The organism is Streptococcus canis, from assembly GCF_900636575.1.
Lineage (GTDB): Bacteria > Bacillota > Bacilli > Lactobacillales > Streptococcaceae > Streptococcus > Streptococcus canis.
This window is the reverse complement of the sequence record NZ_LR134293.1, coordinates 920,856-942,159: the sequence shown is the minus strand read 5'-3', so window position 1 is coordinate 942,159 and position 21,304 is coordinate 920,856. Positions and strand designations below refer to the sequence as shown.

The following is a 21,304-nucleotide window of genomic DNA, read 5'->3' as shown; positions in this document are numbered from 1 at the left end:
TTCTCATTTTAATGCCATGATATTACATATGATGGTTAGGATGACTCACAATCATTTCCAATTGACCATCAAAAGACCATGATTTAACATCGTTAGGCAAGATAAAATGCATGCCTTTTTCTAGCTCATAAGCCTTCTGGTCAACATAGAGTTTCCCTTGACCATTTAAGACACTGACTAGCAAGTAAGGAGCAGCTTGTTTCATATCAACCATTTGGCTAGTTACCCATTTGTAAACGGTGAAAAATGGCGTTGAGACTAAAGTTGTTGCTGTAATATTATCCAAAACCATAATGGCTGGCACACTATTTTCAGGCTTACCGATAGTTAAGACATCAATGGATTTTTCAATATGAAGGTCACGAAGATTACCATTAGCATCTTTACGATTAAAATCATAAACCCGATAAGTGGTATCAGATGACTGCTGAGTTTCTAAAATAAGGATTCCCTTACCAATCGCATGCATGGTGCCACTTGGAACATAGAAAAAATCTCCTGCCTTGACTGGTATGCGAGTCAGTAAATCATCCCAATCGCCTGCTTCAATCATCGCACGAAGGTCTTCTTTAGACTTGGCTTGGTGACCATAAACGATTTCGGAACCTTCTTCGGCAGAAATAATATACCAGCATTCTGTCTTGCCCAGTTCTCCTTCATGCTCAAGTCCATAAGCATCATCTGGGTGAACTTGAACACTTAGCCAGTCATTGGCGTCTAAAATCTTGGTTAACAACGGAAAGACTTCTTCTTTGGGATTTCCAAACAAAGCCGGCTCTTCCACATATAATTTGTTTAAAGGTTGCCCTTGATAACGCCCATTGGTAACTGTCGAAACACCATTAGGATGAGCAGAAATAGCCCAATACTCACCTGTGGTTTCGCTTGGAATGTCGTAAGCAAAGACATCTCTCAACTTGGTGCCACCCCAAATTCTGTCGTGCATGGTTGATTTTAGAAATAATGGTTCTGACATAATATTCCTCACTTCTGATGTTAATCTCTGTTTATTATAGCATGTTCTGGCTGACTGCGCTTTCTTTTACTAGACAAACAGGCAAAACCAGACCTTATTTTGCTTCCGCAGCCAACTTGGCCAAGGCAAAATTTCCCAGAGTAGCAGAGCCATTGTCCGCAACAGCAGGAGTAACAATGTAGTTTGGTAAAGCGGGAACTGGCAAGTAATCCGTTAAAAGGCTTTCAAAGTGCTTGTGAACACGCACAAGCATGTGTTCTTGCGCCATCACCCCTCCTCCCAAAACAATCACTTGGGGACGGTAAAGCATGGTTGCTTGCAGTGCTGCTTGGGCAATATAGAAAGCTTGAATGTCCCAAACATCAGCTTCCTGATCAAGCCGTTCACCTCGCACTCCTGTCCTTGCTTCAAGACTTGGACCTGCCGCCATTCCTTCCAAGCACCCCTTATGGAAAGGACATACCCCTAAAAAACCATTTGCCACATCTTCTGGATGAGGCATCACATAGGTATGGCCAGCTTCTGTATGACCTAATCCCCCAATAAAGTGGCCATGTTGAACAGCTCCCGCCCCGATGCCTGTACCGATCGTATAATAAACCAAATGCTCCACACCAGGACGAGCAAGGGCTTCGCCATAAGCAGAACTATTAACATCTGTGGTCACATCAAAAGGAATCTCAAAAGCAGCAGATAGTTGGCCCAATAAGTCTACATTGCCCCAACCTGGTTTTGGAGTGGTTGTGATATAGCCGTAAGTTTCTGACGACGGATCAATATCAATCGGTCCAAAAGAACCAATAGCAATACCAGCTAAATCGGCCTCAAAGATTTTAAAATATGCGATGGTTTGCGCAATCGTTTCCTCTGGTGTCGTTGTCGGAAACTGTGTCTTGTCTAGAACCGTAAAACTCTCATCACCAACCGCACAGACAAACTTTGTTCCACCAGCTTCAATACTTCCGTATAATTTTCCCATTTTTTCTCTCCTTTTTCCTATTCCTTTTTATTTTTATGATAACACAAGCTCTTATCAAGACAGCCATTTTCCCACGAACAAGCGCCGCTTTCTGGTCATCTGACGCTTATTCCGTTTTATCTTTTCAAAACCTATAAAAGACTAAAAATCTGGGACTATTCATCTCAGATTTTTAGTCGTCCGTTAAAAACTGACGTGAGCAAAAAGCAGTTTTAGGACCTTCTCATTATGGCTAAAGAGTCTTAAAAATGCTACCGTTCTTTGTTTTTGGAAAGGACAGCATCTCTCACTACTTAGCAAAGAGCTTTAATGCTTCCGTGATATGGGTCAGTTTGTCAACTAATCCCATTAAGTCTTCATCATATCCACGATCAGACAATTTTGCTTCAATCTTACTATTAAGCGAAGTCGCTTTTTCTGTTAAATCTTTGAATTGTGCCATTTCTTCAACAGTCACACGTTCTGCTTTTATCCTATTTACAGCTGCCTGATAATCTTCAGTGACTTTAAAGGCAGTTTCTTTATTTTTGTCATAAGCTAAGCATTCATCAACAACGTTTTTCAGGGCTTCCACATTCGTATTGATAACTGCTGTATCAAACAACTTGCTATTTAAAGAAGCTTCTACAACTGCTTCTTTTGCTGTTAATTCATCGAGAACCTGTTGGGGAAACTTCTCCTTCTGTTGAGACAACTCTTTAGCAGCAGTTACTGTTTTCATGATAGCATCAGCGTTAGGTAACGGATAACCTAGAATTTGCAGTTCAGGGAGGGATGGCCAACTATAATTCCCGCCCTTAGTATCTACGGTTACTCTCCAGTACTTGGCACTAATATTATCCAGCGAATGGCTAAATACCTTTTCTTCTCCTGAATAGGTTGAAACGGTTACCCAATCACCTGACTTTTCCAAGCTCGTTTTCACATCTGCCTCAGCATTCAGCTGGCCTGTAAAGACTTCCAGTTTTGCTTCCTTGATGTAGTCGTCTTTACCTTTACTACTATCATTGAAAAGGCGCCAGTATTTCGCTAGACTAGGGTCTTTAATTTCAAAGATAATCGAAGATTTATTGTTAAACGATAAAGGATTATATTCCATGATGCCATTAAAAACTTTTTTGGCATTTTCATCATTTTCACTCTTAATAACTGTTGCGCCTTCTGCCAAATTAACCATCATGGTTTTTTCGTCACCAACAATCACTTTAGCAGTATGAACAGCTTTTGTTTTATCTGCTGGGCTAAAGAAGTCAACGTTATAGGTCTCTTCTTTATCAGTTGCTAGCCTTTTGTCAGTAGTGGTTCCCAAGGTGGAATCTGTTACTTTAACGGTATAATTATCATAAGATACTTTAAAGTTATTGTAATGATAGTCTGGATCAACAAAGTTATGTCCAGCAATTTTCTGATTTTGGTAAGCCTTATAGTCTGCTTCGCTATTAATTAGAGTTCCTTGATTCGTAACAGTTCCAAACAACAACCGACTTTGCAAATCAATGTTTCCCTCTGCTACTGGTAAGCGCAAACTAGTTGTGCTATAGGTAGTTGGGTAATGCCCAGTTGGTTTTTGCTTGTCAAACCTCACGGTTTGTTCATTGCTTCCAACATGATTGCTGACAGTTGATCGCATCACATCAAAAATTTGTCGATTTTCTGTTCCTGGAGCCAAATCAAGTTTGTTGCCAGAAATATCAACTTTTTCTAAAGACATTAAAGTAGCGGCATCAAGACCAGCCAAGGTTTCACGGTCAAAACCTGACAAATCTAATTCTTTCAGACCAGTTAAACCAGAAATAGTGAGAGATACTGGTGGAATAGTAGCAGGTTCTTCTTTGCTATTCTTTTTATAGGTTTCAAGAACTGTTTCCAAAGTGTCTTTGCCTGATTTCATATTAGCTGGTAAAACAGAACGGTCGAGTTTTGTAATGCGAGATAACCCAATCAAGTCTAATTGAGATAATTTTTTAAACTTATTTAGACCTTCTAAGCTTTGAATAGCTGGATTATCCAATCGTAAAGTGCCATTGAAACGTTCCAAATCACCTTTTCTGGTTCCAACTTGCGCGATCACCGCTTCTCGCAAAGCCTTATCTGGGAAATCCTTCTCATCAATCAGATTATACGATTTATCTTTCAGCATAACCTGCTTTAATGCCTTGGAGACACTATAATCTGATGTTACTATACTGTCCAATTTTGAATTTTTATGACCATTCTTTTTAGGATGTGCTACACCATCACGATCCACAGCATAGGAGAAGATTCCTCCCTTAACCCCACCTGTTTTAGGTTGCCACCTTGCATACCGTTCCGCACGAGTTCCTTTAATTTCTTTACCAATAGTTGGATTAGACTCATCTTCTACATTAATATCATACCAAAGGTTGCCACTGCCTGCTCTTTCTTCATAGAAAGAAAAACCAATCATGTATTGTTCAGGACGTATGTATTTACTATAACCTTGCCACCGTTCTTCCATTGCTTTTTCAGGTCGATTAGAAACAGGATCCCAACTACCTTTCTCTCCTTGTGAACCATAGACTTGTACCAATAACAAATCAATATAAGGAGCTCCTCGCTCAATCAATGGGTTTTTATCAGCCATGTAGGTGCTGTCCATGATAAACAGCCGCGATTTATCAGCACCTTTTGGTCCAATTAATTTTCCAATTTCTTCAAAGACGTGAATAGAACGTTTGAGATTTTCGTCACTAACTTCTCCATTAACCTTTGGAATACTATCCCGCTCAATATCCACATCTAAGCCATCAAGATTGTATTTATAAACATATTCATCAACAATAGCTTTGGCTAAAGCTTTATTTCCCTCGGGTGTATTTGGGTATTTACTAGCATCTTCTGCAATGCCGCTGTTATCACCCCCAGCTAGGAAACGCCATGGAATGGTACGAATGACACGTGTGCCTTGCTTGTTTAACTTTGGCACATGTTTGGTGGCTAATTCTTTCCAAAAAAGGCTATAATCTTTTGTCCAGTCATGGAAAACAAAGGCTAGATCTACTTCTTTAGGAAGTTCTCCCATTGAATTGACCTTATCTTTTTCTGATGGATCTGATGTTTTATCATGCCAACTTCTAAAATAACCACCATAGAGAGGTCCATGTAACGGTTTCATCGGTATTTTCTCAGGAATTTTCATTTCAGCAAGAGCTTGGGCTTGTTTATCTGCCTGCTGAGCTTTTGCTAAAATCTCCTTAACTTTTTGAGATGCTTGCCCCGCTTTTGAGAGCTCTTCTTTAAATTCCTTTTTGCTATTCTCTGATAGATAATGCAAGCTGTCGATAGAAGGTAATTCTTTCTGAACCTGAATAGTTTTCTCCTCCGCTGTTACAGTATTGAGTGAAGCATGGTGGGTCGCTAAAATAGCTCCCATCACTGTTGCAGCACAAACACATCCCAGTGTTCTTTTAACCAACAAACGTTTATCCATTTGGACACTCCTTATTTTTGATACCAAGTTAGGGCTTATTAGTTGCTACACCAACTTTTGTAAGCGCACTCTCTTGGCTCGCCTTTAGTATAACAACACCTCTTCAAAAAAAACAAGGAACAAAGTATAGGTAAAATAACACAAATTTAAGGTTTTTAGGTTACTATCATTTTTTTGACATCTTTTCATCATTAACATGAAAAAAGAGCTGACTATTCAACTCTTCTCCTGTTATTCCACAAGTACCACCTGTTGACCGACACGAACTTGTCCTTGAACAAGAATGTCCACGTTCCGATAATCAGCACTATTGGTTACAATCATCATCGTGGTGTCATCCAATCCTGCTTGCGCAATCTTGGCAGAATCAAAATGTCCAAGAAGGTCACCTTTTTTAACCACCTGTCCTGCTGTCACAAGAGCGTTAAAACCATCTCCTGCCATTGAAACAGTGTCAATGCCGATATGGAGTAATATTTCTGCTCCTTTTGTTGACGTCATGGCGTAAGCATGTCCCGTTTCAAAAACAATTTCGACTTTCCCATCAACTGGTGAGTAGAGGGCGTTGCCTTCTGGCTTAATTGCAAGACCTTGTCCCATAGCGCCTGATGAAAAAACAGGGTCGGAAACCGCGGATAACTCTACAACTGTTCCCTCTAAAGGACTATATAAGGTTTCTTCTATTAAATCTGGTTGATCAGTCCTTTGATCAGCTTCGACAGCTGGAAAGGGAAGAGTATCCTTGTCTTGATACCCCCAAGCATAAGCAATCGCAAAAGCAACTCCTAGACCGACAAGCATGGTCACAAGGTATTGTAATAATTGGCCGTTCAAGTAAAGGAGAGTCCCTGGCAAAACAGTAATCCCAAAACCAGTTCCTGCAATGCCAAAGAGTCCAGCAACCCAACCACCTAAGGCACCACCAATAAGACCTGAAACAAAGACTTTCGGATAACGGAGATTGACCCCGAAGATAGCTGGTTCAGTAATCCCTAAAAGAGCAGATAAAGTTGATGGAAAGGCTAACCCTTTTAATTTCGTTGACTTGGTTTTAACAGCAACAGCTAAGGTAGCTCCAGCCTGGGCAGCTGTTGCCGCTGTTAAGTAAGCATTGAAAGGATCTTTCCCAGTATTGGCAATCAGCTGCGCTTCCAAAAAGTTAAAGATATGGTGAATACCAGTCACTACGATTAACTGTTGGATTCCCCCAACAATCAAGCCTGCGATACCAAGTGGCAAACGCAAGACGGCCTGTGTTCCAGCAAGAACAAGATTTTCAAGAGAGTGGAAAATTGGTCCAATCACAAATAAACCCAAGGTGCTCATGATAGCAAAGGTTAGAAAAGGTGTCACCAATAAATCCAAAGCTTCTGGAACTTTTTTATGCAACCATTTTTCTAATTTAGCCCCTACCAGACCTACAAAGAAGGCTGGCAAAACAGTTCCCTGATAACCAACAACGGGAACAAAGCCAAAGAAAGTAAGTGGTTTAACATCCCCACCAGAAGCAACTACCCAGGCGTTTGGCAATTCATTGGACACCAACATCAGCCCCAAAACAATACCGATAATAGGGTTACCCCCAAATACCCTAAAGGCTGACCAAGCAACCAAGGCTGGCAAATAGACAAAGGCAGTATCCGTTAGGATACGGGTGTACATCAGAAAATTTTCTCCATAGGCCTGAATTCCAAATAAATCCATGATAGCTGGCTGCGTAAGCAAGCCACGTACCCCCATAAAGAGACCTGTTGCCACAATAGCTGGAATAATAGGAACAAAGACATCGCCAAACGTACGAATCGCCCGTTGAAAGACATTGCCTTGCTTGGCTGCCTCGGCCTTTTGCTCACTGCTAGATGACGTTGGCAAACCAAGAGCAACCACTTCATCATAAATTTTATTGACAGTACCTGTCCCAAAAATCATCTGATATTGACCAGAGTTAAAGAACGCTCCTTTAACCTTATCAATAGCTTCTGCTTTTTCCTTGTCAATCTTTCCTTCATCATGAACCATCACGCGAAGGCGGGTTGCACAGTGGGCAACACTTCTTACATTTTCTTGGCCACCTAAAGCCTTAATCACTTCAGTAGCAATCTGACGATTATCCATGCCTACAACATCTCCTTTTTTATTCGGTGTCAGTCTTTCAGTAATTCTGCCAGCTCCGCTAATGAGAAGCAGGCTTGACTAACAGTTGTGAATCCGCTTCACTTCTTGACTATCATTTTATCACTAATATTTTTTATGTCAAGCGTTTGACACATTTTTATTTTATTTGGTTTAAAATGTTGATTTTTAGAAAGAAAACGTTTAGTATATTCTTAAAGATGAATGTAGATACAAGGAGCTTTCTGATGGATTTACCACAAGCGGTTCGTTATCGTCCTTACAAGGAATGGAACCAAACAGATTACCAAGCTATCATTGACAAGATGGCTAAATCTCCCTGGCGGAGTCAATATCATGTTGAAGCCAAGACTGGTCTACTCAATGACCCTAATGGTTTTTCTTATTTCAATGGGGGCTACCACCTCTTTTATCAAAATTGGCCTTATGGCGCTGCTCATGGTTTGAAGCAATGGGTACACATGACCTCCACAGATCTGGTCCATTTCACGGAAACAGGGAGCCGTCTCTTGCCAGATCATCCTCATGATAGCCATGGAGCTTACTCGGGCTCTGCCTATGCTATTGATGATAAACTTTTTCTGTTTTACACTGGTAATGTCCGCGATGACAACTGGGTCAGAACACCATTACAGGTGGGAGCTTGGATGGATAAACAAGGAAATATCTCCAAAATCCCACATGTTTTGATTGAACAGCCCGATGATGTTACGGAGCATTTTCGAGACCCCCAGCTTTTTTCTTATCAAGGTCAGTTTTATACTATTATTGGCGCCCAAGGTTTAGACGGCAAAGGAAAAATCAAACTTTACAAAGCTGTGGACAATCATGTGGACAACTGGCAATTTATAGCCGATTTGGACTTTGATGATTCTGGCACCGAGTACATGATTGAGTGCCCCAACCTCGTCTTTGTCGATGACAAACCCGTTCTCATTTTCAGTCCACAAGGACTTGCCAAAACTGATCTAGATTACCAAAATATTTATCCTAACACCTATAAAATTTTTGAAAGCTTCAATCCAGAAACTGGACAATTACTTGGTGGCGGCTCTCTTCAAAATCTAGATTTTGGTTTTGAAGCTTATGCGACTCAAGCCTTTAATAGTCCAGACGGTAGCGTGCTAGCCGTGTCTTGGATTGGTCTTCCAGATATTGATTATCCGACAGATAACTATGACTATCAAGGGGCCCTTAGTCTGGTCAAAAAATTGTCTCTTCAAAATGGACAACTCTATCAACGCCCCGTTGCCGCTTTAAGAAACCTTCGGGGGCAGACAGAACCCTTTCAAAATAAGGAGACAACGAGCAACTGCTATGAACTAGAACTAGCTATTCCAAGCCAAGAGAAGCTTGAACTACACCTATTTGCTGATCAAGAGGGTAATGGCCTAAAACTGAAAGTAGACACCGACCACGGACAGGTAAGCATTGACCGTAGCAAGGCAGGAGTTCAGTATGCCCAAGACTATGGTAGGGTGCGCTCTTGCCAAATCCCCCAAGACCGTGTTACACTTAACATCTATGTGGATAATTCCATCCTTGAAATTTTTATCAATCAGGGACAAAAAGTCCTCACCAGTCGTGTTTTCCCAACTCAGGGGCAAACAGGTATCCAATTAGTAGAAGGGCAAGCTTCTGGCTATTATTATGAAATGAGGTATTAGGCAAATGGTCGCAAAATTAACAGACGTGGCAGCTTTGGCAGGCGTCAGCCCAACAACCGTTTCACGTGTTATCAACAAAAAAGGCTACCTTTCCCAGAAAACTGTGGATAAGGTGAATAGAGCCATGCGCGAATTGGGATACAAACCCAATAATCTCGCTAGAAGTTTGCAAGGCAAATCAGCCCAACTCATTGGCCTTATCTTCCCCAACATCAGCAATATCTTTTACGCCGAATTAATTGAACACTTGGAAATTGACTTGTTTAAACAGGGCTACAAAACCATTATTTGCAATAGTGAGCATAACCCTGTCAAAGAACGCGAATACTTAGAAATGCTTGCGGCCAATCAAGTTGACGGCATTATATCTTCCAGTCACAACCTAGGGATTGATGATTACGAGCGTGTCGAAGCCCCTATTGTAGCCTTTGACCGTAATCTAGCACCAAATATTCCAATTATTTCTTCAGATAATTTTGAAGGTGGTAAATTAGCTGCGCAGACCCTTCAAAAACACGGCTGTCAAAAGATTATTATGATTACGGGCAATGATAATTCTGATTCGCCCACAGGGCTGCGCCAGCTAGGTTTCAACTACCAACTGAAACGGAGCGCTGAAATCATTAAATTGCCAAACGATCTTTCTCCCATCCGCCGTGAAATGGAAATCAAGTCTATTTTGGCAACCCGAAAGCCTGATGGACTCTTCGTTTCCGATGACCTGACGGCTATTCTCATCATGAAAGTGGCCAAGCAACTTGATATTGCTATTCCACAAGACATGAAAATAATTGGTTACGACGGCACTGCTTTTGTCGAACAATACGTTCCTCAGTTAGCAACAATTAAGCAGCCCATTAAAGAAATTGCCAAGCTTAGCGTCGAAGTCCTCCTCAAAAAAATCAAAGGAGAAAAGACTAGCAAGGACTATATTTTACCTATTACTCTTTTACCAGGAACAAGCATTTGAGCAGCGCCCAACCAATCAATGACTATTGGCGACAACAAACAGGAGCACTCTTTTCTTCGGAAAAGAAACTTTCTGCAGAACGTAGACAAACTCTATTTTTAAGAAGGTGTCTATGAAAATGATTTAATGATCATGACTTCAACCAACTCTTGAAACACTTATGTTATCGTGTTTCAGGAGTTTTTCTTTTTTAGAAGAGTGAAAAAAGATTGAAGAAACATTGTCCTAAATGGACTTTTTCTTCAATCTGACTTTCTGTTTGTTTTTTCTTTTCTTTAAGCCCCCGTCGTTTATAGGAAACCTTTTCCACAGTCTCTCCTTTTACTAGCTTTGCTCTCTGCTTTATCTAGAAAAATCGTGGGCAAACCACACCTCCGCTAGTTATTGCAACTGTCCTAATCATCATACTGACAAAAAAACGGACACTATCCTAAGATTGGTCCGATTGGTCTTATTCACTTGCTGAAGATGCTTCTGAAACAAATTGGCTAAGCAAGCCATTAATAAATTTAGCAGAGGTCTCATCAGAATATTTTTTAGCCACTTCGATGATTTCATTTAAGGCCACACGATCAGGTGTTTCATCGAAATACTTGATTTCAAAAAGACCTAAACGCAGTAAGGCTTTATCTGTTACAGTCAAGCGTTCTAGTGACCAGCCTGTCTTCAAATGCTCTGAAATAATGCCATCAAGTTCTTCTTTGTGATCATTGACCCCGTTGACAAGATTTAACAGGAAAATCGGTAATTCCAAGGCTTGATCTTCTTTGTCCACAGCCTTGTCATAATCATAGGCAAACCGAGAAGCAAGTAAGAAATCACCACCCATTTCCATCGTAAACAAGGCTTGAAAGGCACGTTCACGTAAGTCTCTTCTTGAATTTTGAAAACTTTTAGTCATTCAAGAAATCCTCATCAAAAAGCGACTTCAACTCTGGTTTTGGTGTCTTTTCAGGAACAATTCCTTCAACATGAATATTAACCGCTGAAATAGTCACTTCTGCCATGTCATAGACAGCAGATTTAACAGCTTTTTGAATAGCCATGGAAACAGCAGGAACTTTAACACCGTATTGCAAATAGACATAAATATCTGCTGTTACGCTGCCATCTTCTTGTGTCTGGAGATAGACCCCTTTCCCAAGGCTCGCTTTATTAAAGCTATCTGCCATTTTTTTATTATGAAGGGAATGAACGCCCTCAACTTGTGTGGTAGCAATCCCAGTAATAACTTCAAGTACTCGTGGTGAAATGACGATTTCACCGATATGTTCAGTTGTCATAGCATTTCCTTTCTCTTCTTTAGACTAATCTGTTCTGACAAAGGATTAAGCACGAGAAACGTAAGTACCTTCTGCAGTATTGATGATTAGTTTTTGGCCAGCTTCGATAAAATCTGGAACGTTAACCACAAGTCCTGTTTCAAGGGTTGCAGGTTTACCAGAACCTGTTACAGTTGCTCCTTTGATAGAAGGTTGTGTTTCAGCAACAGTCAATTCAACAGTTGTTGGAACAGTTACCCCAATCACTTCGCTTCCATAAAATTGGATTTTCACGTCTGAATTTTCAAGAATGTAAAGCAATTCTTGCTCAACGTTAGCAACTGGAATTTCGTACTGATCGTAAGTTTCAGTATTCATGAAGTAAGCAGTATCATCCATTTTGTATAGGTATTGTGCTGGAACAGTTTCAATGATAGCTTGCTCAAATTTTTCATCTGGGCGGTAAGTTGTGTCGAAGGTAGAACCTGTACGCACATCACGCAATTTCATACGCATGATTGTGTTTCCTTTACCTGGCTTGTGGTGGCTAGCCTCAAGGACACGGATTAATTTTCCTTCTGTTTCAAATGTCATACCTGCTTTAAGCTTACTTGCTTCGATCATTGTTATTACCTCTTACTAAAATATTTATCACTTCATTTTACCATAAAAGTGCCCTAGGCTCAAATCTTTTATGACCATTGCCACAGGCTTCTTCTTAACTCTCTTCATCACCACCCAAAATAATTTGGGGCACATCATGTTGCACATAAGCAACCCCTTTTTTCTCCATCAGTTCAATGGCAAAAGGATGTGGACGATAGTGAGCCTTGTAAGTAATCTTTTTAATCCCCGCCTGCAAAAGCGCCTTGGTGCAGTTGATACAAGGAAAATGAGTCACGTAAATTTCCGTTCCATCAGTTGAAATACCGTCTTTCGCACATTGAATCAAGGCATTCATTTCAGCATGAACCGTTCTGATACAATGCCCGTCTTCCATATAGTGACCAGTTTCGTTGCAGTTGTCTGTGGCAGAAACGCCGCCATTGTAACCTGTGGCAATAATCCGATTGTCCTTTACTAAAACAGCTCCTACAAAGGCGCGGTCACAGGTAGAGCGCTTAGAAATAAGCTCTGCATTGGCCATAAAATAGTCTTGCCATGATAAACGATTTGTCATTGCTTCTCTCCTAATTTTTCTACACCATTCTTTTACAATACAATCAATTCTTTTGGTGCCAAGGTTAAGACTTGGCAGCCAGTTTCTGTGATGACCAAGTCATCTTCGATACGAACACCATACTTGTTATCCAAATAGATTCCTGGCTCGTCTGTTACTACCATACCTGCTCGGAGGGTCTGCTCAGATTTCCCGAAAAATGGATTCTCATGGGTGTCAAGCCCGATACCATGACCAATGCCATGTGTGAAGTGACTACCATAACCAGCCTCAGTGATTAACTGACGTGGAATACCATCAAAGTCACTATAAGTCATGCCAGCGCTAGCTTTAGCAATCAAAGCCTTATTAGCCGCCAGAACAAAAGCATAAATCTCGCGCTCTTCATCCGTAACCTGTCCGATATGAATGGTCCTCGTCATGTCACTAACATAATGGTTGTAGTAGCAACCAAAATCCATGGTCAAGCTGTCTCCATTCTGAATAACCTTATCACTAGCACGGCCATGAGGCATGGCAGAGCGATAGCCTGATGCTGCAATGGTCTCAAATGATGTTCCGCTAGCACCATACTGACGCATGCGAAAATCTAAAAAATTAGCCAGGTCACGTTCGGTGGTTGTTCCTGCTTTAATAAAATCAAGAGCGTCTTCAAATGCCTTGTCCGAGATGGAACAAGCTTTAGCAATGGTCTCAATTTCAGAGGCGTCCTTAATAAGACGCAAGTTCTCCACAAAACCTGACTGGGCAAGCAAGGTTATCCCTGACAATTCTGTTTGCATGGCCTGATAAAAAGAGAAGGCAACTTGATCTTCAAAACCAAGGCAATCTATGTGGTCAGCTTCTAACAATTCTGCCACAACCTTGAGTGGTGTACGGCTTTCAATAATATCAAAGCCTTGCACACTAGCCTTGGCAATCAAGGTATAACGTGAGTCTGTAATAAAAACACGGCGATTGGGCATTATCAGGACCGTTGCTGCAGTCCCCGAAAAACCTGTCAGGTAGTAAATATTGGTTAAATGGGTAATGAGCAGCGCTTCTAGCCCTCGCTCCTTCATTTGCTCTTGACATTGCCTTAGTCGTTGCTCTAAAAATCCTGACATAGCAAACTCCTTTGATAACTTTTGAGAATATTGTAGCATGAAAAACTACTTGATCGTTAGAAATTAAATGAAAAAATATATAGATTTTAAAAAAGTGATTATTTTCTAAAAATAAGCGTTTACATCGAGAGATAAAAAATGTAAAATTAACATAAAAATTAAGGAATGGATTAAATAATGAAACACAAAAGTTGTCTCACAATTATTTTCTACTTTACACTGGGAATCATCGTTCTTAGCATCCTTTTAATGCTAATGCCATTTATTTTAATTGCAGGAATTATTGGATTATGGTTCTACAGTAAAAAGAAACCTGATACGAAGCGAAAAAATGTTGCTATTGTAGCAACCGTTATCGGATTAATCGGCACCATCATTCTGGGAGTAGGACTTACCAACAATTCTAACAAAGCTAAAACCATAACTCAAACTTCTTCTAAAACAGTCATGAAGCCTGTATCTAAGAAACTAGCTCAACAGCCAAAAGATAGCAGCTCTCGTGAGGAAGACAGAAGAATTCAAGAAGCTAAACAGGCTCTGATTCTTTTAGAACAAAATACTAATCGAACAAATCTAGAAAAAGCAAGAGAACCTCTTAGACGAATCAAAAACTCAAAGCACAAAGAGGGGCTACAGAAGCAGTTTAACAACCTAGAGCAAACTCTTTACTTTACAGAAGCTGAAGCTGTCATTAAAGAGTTAGAAGTCAGTAAAACGAAACAATTAGTTGAAAGTGCCAAACAAAAAGTAAATCTTATTTCTAATGCTAATCAGAGAAGTTCACTTATTGGTCGTATTGATTCAGTAGCTAGAGTGATTGAAGAACAAGAAATTGCTGTAAACGACGCCGAGATAGCTATTCAACAACTCGAAAATAATCAAATTCGTGATAATATTGCTAATGCCCAAACTAAGGTTAACTTTCTGTCAGATGGTGAAAAGAAAAGTGCCTTTACTAACCGCATAAACAATGTGATCTCCTCAATAGAGACTCGCGAAGCTCAGGAACGCGAAGCTCAAACAGCTGCAGCAACACAACAACAGTTTGCTCAATCACCACAAGCACCTCGTACTTACTACGCTAATTGTACAGAAATGCGTAATGCCGGGGTAGCACCCATTCAACAGGGACAACCTGGTTATGCAACATATTTAGACCGTGATCATGATGGCTGGGCTTGCGAATGATTAAAAAACAATTACTTTTGAAAGTCATATTGTTACTGATATTTTTACAGCCTACTATCGGTCATGCTAGCGCTAAAGACTATTTATTAGATAATGAAGCTAAAGCTATTTCGTCTTATCAAAAAAGCAGTCATTTCTTAAAATCTGTTTCTATTAGTGAGATACAAATCATGATGGGAAACAAAAAAGCTTTTTATCTCTACATAGGACGCGCAACATGCCCCCATTGTAGAAACTTCTTGCCTCGTTTACTAAAAGCAACGAAACAGTGCAACATTCCTATTTACTATTTAGATTCTGAAAATTCCTCTCTTAATTTAGAATTAAAAACTTTCAGAAACCATTATCACATAGCTACTGTACCTAATCTGTCACAGTTCCAATCTAATCGTCTTACTAAAACACTTGAAAGGCCTAGCCTAGCAAGTAAAGAGGATATAACCCTTTTCCTTAGCCAGTAAAAAATCCGTTTTAACACCGAATCAGATTGAAGAAAAAGTCCATTTAAGACCATTTTTCTTCAATCTTTTTTGCTCTTCTAAAAACGAAAAACTCCTGAAACACGATAACATAAGCGTTTCAAGAGTTAATTGACATCATGATTATTAAATCATTGTCATTGACACCTTCTTAAAAATAGAGTTTGTCTATGTTCTAAATCCATTTTTTACTGTAATTTCATTTTCAAGTAGTGACCGGTATAACTTTCTTTAACTTGGGCTACCTCTTCTGGTGTCCCCGTAGCAACAATCTGACCACCTCCGACACCGCCTTCTGGGCCTAAGTCAATAATATGGTCAGCAGATTTGATGACGTCCAAATTATGCTCAATCACAAGAACTGTATTACCATCGTCCACAAAGCGTTCCAAAACTTTTAATAGTCTTGCGATGTCGTCCGTATGTAAACCGGTCGTTGGCTCATCTAGGATATACAAGCTCTTACCTGTCGACCGTTTGTGTAACTCACTAGCTAATTTCATCCGCTGGGCTTCTCCTCCAGAAAGGGTGGTAGCTGGTTGACCCAAGGTCACATAACCTAGACCAACATCCTTAATGGTTTGAATTTTTCGGGCAATTTTAGGGATAGCCGAGAAAAATACCAAGGCATCATCCACAGTCATGTCGAGCACTTCAGCAATATTTTTTTCTTTATAATGCACTTCAAGCGTCTCAGAATTGTAACGTCTGCCATGGCAAACCTCACAAGGAACATAGACATCTGGTAAGAAGTGCATTTCGATTTTGATAATCCCATCACCTGAACAAGCCTCACAACGTCCACCCTTAACATTAAAAGAGAAACGGCCCTTTTTATAGCCACGAATCTTAGCTTCGTTGGTTTGGGCAAACAAGTCTCGAATATCATCAAAGACTCCTGTATAGGTTGCCGGATTTGACCGTGGCGTTCTTCCAATTGGACTTTGATCGATGTCAATCAAGCGTTCAATACGGTCAATGCCAGAAATAGACTGGTATTTCCCAGGCTTATCAGCATTGCGGTTTAGTTTCTGGGCAACAGCCTTTTTCAAAATACTATTAACCAAGGTTGACTTCCCTGAGCCCGATACACCTGTGACAGCAATAAATTTACCCAGCGGGAATCTCACGTCAAGGTTCTGAAGATTATTCTGCGCTGCTCCTTTTATTTCAATGAATCTACCGTTACCAGAACGGCGCTCTAGAGGAACTGGAATGAATTTTTTACCAGACAAATATTGACCAGTGATGGATTTTTTGTTCTTGGCCACTTGTTTCGGCGTTCCAGAGGCAATAATTTTTCCACCGAACTCGCCTGCACCTGGCCCCACATCAATCAGCCAATCTGCCTGCATCATGGTGTCTTCATCGTGTTCTACCACAATTAAGGTATTCCCCAAATCACGCATTTTTTTCAGGCTTTCAATCAAACGGTCATTATCTCTTTGGTGCAATCCAATAGAAGGCTCATCCAGAATATAAAGGACACCTGATAGGTTGGAACCAATTTGTGTCGCCAGCCTAATCCGCTGACTTTCACCACCTGATAAAGTTCCAGCAGCCCGTGACAAGGTCAAGTAATTGAGTCCCACATTATTTAGAAAAGTCAGACGGTCATGAATTTCTTTGACAATCGGCTTAGCAATAGTGGTTTCATTTTCTGAAAGTTCCAATCCTTCTAACAGCTGCAAGTGGTCGGCAATAGATAATTCTGAAATCTGACCAATATTAGGTCCTTGTTCCCCTCCCACATGCACACACAAGGCTTGGTCATTCAAACGGTAACCATGACAGGTTGCACAGGTCAATTCGTTCATATAGCCACGCATCACATTGCGTGTATAGTCGCTGTTAGTTTCGTGATAGCGGCGATTGACATTGGTCACAACCCCCTCAAAAGGAATGTCAATGTTACGCTCACCACCAAAATCATTCACATAGTGAAAATGAAATTCTCGATCCCCTGAACCATAAAGAACTAAATCTCTTTCTTCCTCGGTCAAGGCTCCAAAAGGCGTATCCATATCCACCCCAAAACTTGCCATAGCTTGCTCAAGCATGGTTGGGTAATAATTAGAGGAAATAGGATTCCAAGGCGCCAAAGCTCCCTCTCTCAAAGTCTTGCTTGGATCAGGAACAACCAAGTCCAAATCCACTTCCAACTTGATGCCTAGTCCATCACAGGTTGGACAAGAGCCAAACGGTGCATTAAAGGAGAAGAGCCTTGGCTCCAATTCAGGAACTGTAAACCCACAAACCGGACAAGAATAATGCTCGGAAAACAACAGTTCATTGCCATCCATGGTGTCAATAACGAGATAACCATCTCCCAGCCTTAAAGCTGCTTCAATAGAATCAAATAATCGACTGCGAATACCATCTTTATTGACAAGACGATCAATAACAACCTCAATGTTGTGCATCTTGCTTTTTGACAACTCTGGCACTTCTGTGACATCAAAAATATCCCCATCAACTCGCACACGGACATAACCATCCTTTTGGATTTTCTCAAAAATGGTTTTGTGCTGACCTTTTTTTCGGCGAACAATAGGGGCTAAAATTTGCATTCGTGTTCGCTCAGGGAGGACTAACACCTGCTCTACAATTTGTTCTACAGAAGATGCTGTAATGGCTCCATGCCCATTAACACAGTAAGGTGTCCCTACACGTGCATAAAGCAAACGCAAATAGTCATTGATTTCAGTCACCGTACCAACTGTTGAACGAGGATTTTTACTGGTGGTTTTTTGGTCAATGGAAATAGCAGGGCTAAGACCATCAATGGAATCCACATCAGGTTTTTCCATATTGCCCAAGAACTGTCTTGCATAGGCAGACAGACTCTCCACATAGCGGCGTTGCCCTTCAGCATAAATGGTGTCAAAGGCTAGACTGGACTTTCCCGAACCTGACAAACCTGTCACCACAACTAGCTTGTCCCGTGGAATTTCCACATCAATATTTTTTAAATTGTGGGCTCTCGCTCCACGAATAATTAATTTATCTTGCATCTTGAATGTGCCAAACGGCACCCTCCTAATCGAGATTTCTTATATTATAACAGAAAAGAACCTTAATATGGTATCATTTGCTATCATTGCCCAATCACTTGATAAATCAACATTTTACAACCTTACATTATCTGGTCAATTACACTGATTTTAAAAACAACGTAGTAAATAACGTAGTAATTTTTGCGCTGGGGAGCATCTGATTTTTGGACTTGGAAAAGTCTTTTTTTATTTGTCTAATTCCATCAGCACCTCTTCCACTTTCTCCTCAGCCACAACCTCCCATGGTCTTACTTTCTCACCAGGCAACGCATAATCAAAAATCTGTCCGTTTTTGCGCACGATCATAACTGTGTCTCCTACGATATACCCGTCATTAATAGCCTGTTTAAATTCGTCGTATGTTAGCATAAATACCTCCTTATCTTATTATTCGTATTTTACAGGAAATAACATAATTAAATTTAAAGCTTATTTAAAATTTAATAACATCTACTTTATTACAAATAAAACCACTTCTTATTAACGAATATTAAATAAAAAGAAATTTTAGTACAATATTGGCAACAAATTAATTTTATTAATTTTAAGTTTTTTTAATTTAAAGTGGTATACTTAACCTGTAAATAATTAAAGGAGGACATGGATATGTCTAAAGCAAATCGTCGTATTTGGCAAGGTTTAGCTGTCATTTTAATAGCTATACTAACCACTTTCACAACAAGTACTGCCACGGCAGCCAAAAAAATTAGAAATTTCCCTACTACCACGGAGATTTTGTCAGGAACGAAGGCGACTGAAGCACCTGGAATCTTGCCATTTACTGGTAGCTACAAATTAGTTTTGGGCGACCTTGATAATCTGCGAAGACCAACCTTCGCACACATACAGCTTAAAGATCAGGATGAGCCTAAAATTCAGCGAAAAGGACTTAAATTCAATCCTCCTGGCTGGCATAACTACAAGCTGACTGATGCTAATGGAAAAACAACTTGGTTAATGGATCGCGGCCATCTGGTTGGCTATCAATTTAGTGGTTTAAATGACGAACCTAAAAATCTAGTTACAATGACAAAATACCTTAATACTGGTTTTAGTGACAGAAATCCTTTAGGAATGCTCTATTACGAAAACAGATTAGACAGTTGGTTAGCTTTACATCCTAACTTCTGGCTAGACTATAAAGTTACTCCCATTTATCATGAAAATGAGTTAGTCCCTCGCCAAGTAATTCTACAATATGTTGGAATTGATGAAGATGGAAATCTACTTCAAATTAAGTTAGGTGGTGAAAAAGAAAGTGTAGATAACTACGGCGTAACATCAGTTACACTAGACAACGTATCTCCTTTAGCTGAATTGGATTACCAAACAGGAATGATGCTAGATTCAACTCAAAACGAAGAAGATAGTAACGTAGAAACCGAAGAGTTTGAAGAAGCCGCTTAACATAAATTGACTGCACTATAAAAAACAACCGCCCAGAAATTAATCTGAGCGGTTTTGTTTTTTTATTTAAACACATAATGACTAAAAAAAATTACAATAATTAGTAATGCCATCAAAGAAAAATAAAATGAATGTCTCATGAGAAAATGACGCCATTTATGCTGACACCCATTATTACATTTTGACGAATAGCAGTTACCAAAATTTTTACCTGTAATTCTAGCTACCCACAGCAATAAAGAATACATCAATGTCAATACACCGATTAGCATTAGACTTGAGACAGTAATCATCCTTGATAAATCAAGAGTCTGAAGATCATTACCAATGTCAAATATCGCCCTTGCTACATCTATACCACCAAACATAACAAAAACAAAAGCTGAAAACACTCCTAAGATAGCAATAAAGTCTGTGTAGATTGAAGATTTTGTATTCCGAACGTCATCCACTTCTTGCTTAACTTTTTGCAAAACACCGTTAGTCTCTGCTGATTGTTTTTTTAATTCGTCATTTGTATCTGCAATGTTAAAAGTTTCTTTTGCTAATGTTTTTAGCTCAGGGATAATCTTCTCCAGAACATCTTTAGCTTCTTGAGAGTTTTTAAGTATAAATTTTTTCTGAGTTTGAGCTAATGAATAATTGCTTTTTATTTTATCGAGGTTTTTTATCAAAATATCTTTTTGTGTATCAGTCCCTGAAAATTCCGAAATAATAAAGTCGATATTTGAGTTTAATTTCTCATTTTCTTCAACGCTATCTTCGTGACTATACACATATTCAGCAATTATTTCATAAGGAATTGTGACATTATCTTTAGCCATTTCCCTATGATAAACCTTTAATAAAGTGTCTTGATTATTTACTGGTGCTTTGCAAAAATTAGCATCTAGTAATAATTCCATAAACGCTGGAGCTATTGTACCCATATTTTAGCCCCTGGATTATGTCCAAAAAAGTCTTTTATTTCTTCGATTGTATATTTAATTCCTTGGACACCGTCCATTATTCTATCCTCATACTTTTTCCAAGGTGTATGGTCATGAGTAATATCAACAAGGTCGAACGGACCGAACCCATGCAGAGCATCAACTGTATTCTCAATCAATTGAGTATTCTCTACTTTTTGTGAGTCATATTCAGTTATCTCTAGGTCAGATAACTCCCCGAATGGGCTGACGCTGAATTCAACATATTCCATAATCATCTCGTCTGTAGAAATGGAAAAAGCTCCAAAACGTTTATATTCATGATAGACATCAGGAACAACAGGTCCATACTTCCACTTTTCCATACTCTCTTCAAAAAGCGGAGCTCCATTTTCAAGAATGTTCCTTACATTAACGAAGTATAATAATTTTTGCAATTTAAGGTTATTGATTTTGTAGCCTTTTTTATTTGAATACTCAATTATATAATTTGCAACAAATAATGCATGCATCTCAATTAC

The 21,304-nt window shown here is 39.7% G+C and carries 18 protein-coding genes; 5 read left to right on the top strand and 13 right to left on the bottom strand.

All coding sequences use genetic code 11. The features are described 5' to 3' along the window. Positions 1-22: 22 nt before the first annotated feature. The 4 genes from manA to EL097_RS04920 all read right to left on the bottom strand — a co-directional run bounded on the left by manA (position 23) and on the right by EL097_RS04920 (position 7,521). A complete protein-coding gene (manA, locus tag EL097_RS04935; protein WP_003045146.1) occupies positions 23-976 on the bottom strand; it encodes a mannose-6-phosphate isomerase, class I in 954 nt (317 codons plus the stop codon). A gap of 94 nt (positions 977-1,070) precedes the next feature. Further along, on the bottom strand, positions 1,071-1,955 hold the full coding sequence (scrK, locus tag EL097_RS04930; RefSeq protein WP_003045148.1) for a fructokinase ScrK: 885 nt from the start codon (positions 1,953-1,955) through the stop codon (positions 1,071-1,073). A 289-nt stretch (positions 1,956-2,244) separates the two neighbouring features. Continuing rightward, entirely contained in the window at positions 2,245-5,406 is a 3,162-nt protein-coding gene (gene endoS / locus EL097_RS04925) for an endo-beta-N-acetylglucosaminidase EndoS (RefSeq protein WP_129544985.1), read from the bottom strand. A 231-nt stretch (positions 5,407-5,637) separates the two neighbouring features. Next, positions 5,638-7,521, bottom strand: a complete 1,884-nt coding sequence (locus EL097_RS04920; RefSeq protein ID WP_003045152.1) for a sucrose-specific PTS transporter subunit IIBC — start codon at positions 7,519-7,521, stop codon at positions 5,638-5,640. A gap of 245 nt (positions 7,522-7,766) precedes the next feature. Here EL097_RS04920 and EL097_RS04915 point away from each other — a divergent pair, with 245 nt between their 5' ends. Together EL097_RS04915 and EL097_RS04910 are read left to right on the top strand one after the other, a co-directional pair. Further along, on the top strand, positions 7,767-9,206 hold the full coding sequence (locus EL097_RS04915) for a sucrose-6-phosphate hydrolase (protein WP_003045153.1): 1,440 nt from the start codon (positions 7,767-7,769) through the stop codon (positions 9,204-9,206). Positions 9,207-9,210: 4 nt separating this feature from the next. After that, positions 9,211-10,176 (top strand): LacI family DNA-binding transcriptional regulator, encoded by a 966-nt coding sequence (locus EL097_RS04910; RefSeq protein WP_003045155.1) that lies wholly within the window; start codon positions 9,211-9,213, stop codon positions 10,174-10,176. Between the two features lie 451 nt (positions 10,177-10,627). Here the strand turns inward: EL097_RS04910 and nusB are convergent, their stop codons facing one another. From nusB to EL097_RS04885, 5 genes are all read right to left on the bottom strand, one after another. Then, entirely contained in the window at positions 10,628-11,077 is a 450-nt protein-coding gene (gene nusB, locus EL097_RS04905) for a transcription antitermination factor NusB (RefSeq protein ID WP_003045159.1), read from the bottom strand. Beyond that, positions 11,070-11,459: an Asp23/Gls24 family envelope stress response protein gene (locus EL097_RS04900; RefSeq protein WP_003045161.1), complete on the bottom strand. Its 390-nt coding sequence runs from the start codon at positions 11,457-11,459 to the stop codon at positions 11,070-11,072. Before EL097_RS04900 ends, nusB begins: the two co-directional genes overlap by 8 nt. A gap of 45 nt (positions 11,460-11,504) precedes the next feature. Then, positions 11,505-12,062: an elongation factor P gene (gene efp, locus EL097_RS04895; RefSeq protein WP_003045163.1), complete on the bottom strand. Its 558-nt coding sequence runs from the start codon at positions 12,060-12,062 to the stop codon at positions 11,505-11,507. A 94-nt stretch (positions 12,063-12,156) separates the two neighbouring features. Then, a complete protein-coding gene (locus EL097_RS04890; protein WP_003045165.1) occupies positions 12,157-12,618 on the bottom strand; it encodes a deoxycytidylate deaminase in 462 nt (153 codons plus the stop codon). Positions 12,619-12,650: 32 nt separating this feature from the next. After that, positions 12,651-13,724 (bottom strand): M24 family metallopeptidase, encoded by a 1,074-nt coding sequence (locus tag EL097_RS04885; protein ID WP_129544984.1) that lies wholly within the window; start codon positions 13,722-13,724, stop codon positions 12,651-12,653. A 177-nt stretch (positions 13,725-13,901) separates the two neighbouring features. Here EL097_RS04885 and EL097_RS04880 point away from each other — a divergent pair, with 177 nt between their 5' ends. Together EL097_RS04880 and EL097_RS04875 are read left to right on the top strand one after the other, a co-directional pair. Then, complete coding sequence (locus EL097_RS04880; protein ID WP_003045169.1) at positions 13,902-14,912, top strand: excalibur calcium-binding domain-containing protein; 1,011 nt, start codon at positions 13,902-13,904, stop codon at positions 14,910-14,912. Then, a complete protein-coding gene (locus tag EL097_RS04875) occupies positions 14,909-15,373 on the top strand; it encodes a thioredoxin domain-containing protein (RefSeq protein ID WP_003045170.1) in 465 nt (154 codons plus the stop codon). Before EL097_RS04880 ends, EL097_RS04875 begins: the two co-directional genes overlap by 4 nt. A 206-nt stretch (positions 15,374-15,579) precedes the next feature. On the opposite strand, the gene uvrA is transcribed toward EL097_RS04875, so the two are convergent. Then, positions 15,580-18,405, bottom strand: coding sequence for an excinuclease ABC subunit UvrA (gene uvrA, locus EL097_RS04870; RefSeq protein ID WP_003045172.1), 2,826 nt, complete (start codon positions 18,403-18,405; stop codon positions 15,580-15,582). Positions 18,406-18,633: 228 nt separating this feature from the next. After that, the gene (locus EL097_RS04865) at positions 18,634-18,816 is read right to left on the bottom strand and encodes a competence regulator inhibitor paratox (RefSeq protein ID WP_129544983.1); all 183 of its coding nucleotides are present in this window, start codon (positions 18,814-18,816) and stop codon (positions 18,634-18,636) included. Between the two features lie 237 nt (positions 18,817-19,053). On the opposite strand from EL097_RS04865, the gene EL097_RS04860 reads away from it, so the two are divergent. Further along, positions 19,054-19,854, top strand: coding sequence for a DNA/RNA non-specific endonuclease (locus EL097_RS04860; protein ID WP_164993788.1), 801 nt, complete (start codon positions 19,054-19,056; stop codon positions 19,852-19,854). A 62-nt stretch (positions 19,855-19,916) separates the two neighbouring features. Here EL097_RS04860 and EL097_RS04855 read toward each other — a convergent pair whose 3' ends face one another. Beyond that, the gene (locus EL097_RS04855) at positions 19,917-20,783 is read right to left on the bottom strand and encodes a DUF334 domain-containing protein (protein WP_129544981.1); all 867 of its coding nucleotides are present in this window, start codon (positions 20,781-20,783) and stop codon (positions 19,917-19,919) included. Further along, a complete protein-coding gene (locus tag EL097_RS04850; protein WP_129544980.1) occupies positions 20,771-21,295 on the bottom strand; it encodes a Panacea domain-containing protein in 525 nt (174 codons plus the stop codon). Before EL097_RS04850 ends, EL097_RS04855 begins: the two co-directional genes overlap by 13 nt. Between the last annotated feature and the right edge of the window lie 9 nt (positions 21,296-21,304).

Bases quoted from the DNA above. Each gene is read 5' to 3' on its own strand.
- manA (WP_003045146.1), bottom strand. From the start codon at position 976: ATGTCAGAACCATTATTTCTAAAATCAACCATGCACGACAGAATTTGG.
- scrK (WP_003045148.1), bottom strand. From the start codon at position 1,955: ATGGGAAAATTATACGGAAGTATTGAAGCTGGTGGAACAAAGTTTGTC.
- endoS (WP_129544985.1), bottom strand. From the start codon at position 5,406: ATGGATAAACGTTTGTTGGTTAAAAGAACACTGGGATGTGTTTGTGCT.
- EL097_RS04920 (WP_003045152.1), bottom strand. From the start codon at position 7,521: ATGGATAATCGTCAGATTGCTACTGAAGTGATTAAGGCTTTAGGTGGC.
- EL097_RS04915 (WP_003045153.1), top strand. From the start codon at position 7,767: ATGGATTTACCACAAGCGGTTCGTTATCGTCCTTACAAGGAATGGAAC.
- EL097_RS04910 (WP_003045155.1), top strand. From the start codon at position 9,211: ATGGTCGCAAAATTAACAGACGTGGCAGCTTTGGCAGGCGTCAGCCCA.
- nusB (WP_003045159.1), bottom strand. From the start codon at position 11,077: ATGACTAAAAGTTTTCAAAATTCAAGAAGAGACTTACGTGAACGTGCC.
- EL097_RS04900 (WP_003045161.1), bottom strand. From the start codon at position 11,459: ATGACAACTGAACATATCGGTGAAATCGTCATTTCACCACGAGTACTT.
- efp (WP_003045163.1), bottom strand. From the start codon at position 12,062: ATGATCGAAGCAAGTAAGCTTAAAGCAGGTATGACATTTGAAACAGAA.
- EL097_RS04890 (WP_003045165.1), bottom strand. From the start codon at position 12,618: ATGACAAATCGTTTATCATGGCAAGACTATTTTATGGCCAATGCAGAG.
- EL097_RS04885 (WP_129544984.1), bottom strand. From the start codon at position 13,724: ATGTCAGGATTTTTAGAGCAACGACTAAGGCAATGTCAAGAGCAAATG.
- EL097_RS04880 (WP_003045169.1), top strand. From the start codon at position 13,902: ATGAAACACAAAAGTTGTCTCACAATTATTTTCTACTTTACACTGGGA.
- EL097_RS04875 (WP_003045170.1), top strand. From the start codon at position 14,909: ATGATTAAAAAACAATTACTTTTGAAAGTCATATTGTTACTGATATTT.
- uvrA (WP_003045172.1), bottom strand. From the start codon at position 18,405: ATGCAAGATAAATTAATTATTCGTGGAGCGAGAGCCCACAATTTAAAA.
- EL097_RS04865 (WP_129544983.1), bottom strand. From the start codon at position 18,816: ATGCTAACATACGACGAATTTAAACAGGCTATTAATGACGGGTATATC.
- EL097_RS04860 (WP_164993788.1), top strand. From the start codon at position 19,054: ATGTCTAAAGCAAATCGTCGTATTTGGCAAGGTTTAGCTGTCATTTTA.
- EL097_RS04855 (WP_129544981.1), bottom strand. From the start codon at position 20,783: ATGGGTACAATAGCTCCAGCGTTTATGGAATTATTACTAGATGCTAAT.
- EL097_RS04850 (WP_129544980.1), bottom strand. From the start codon at position 21,295: ATGCATGCATTATTTGTTGCAAATTATATAATTGAGTATTCAAATAAA.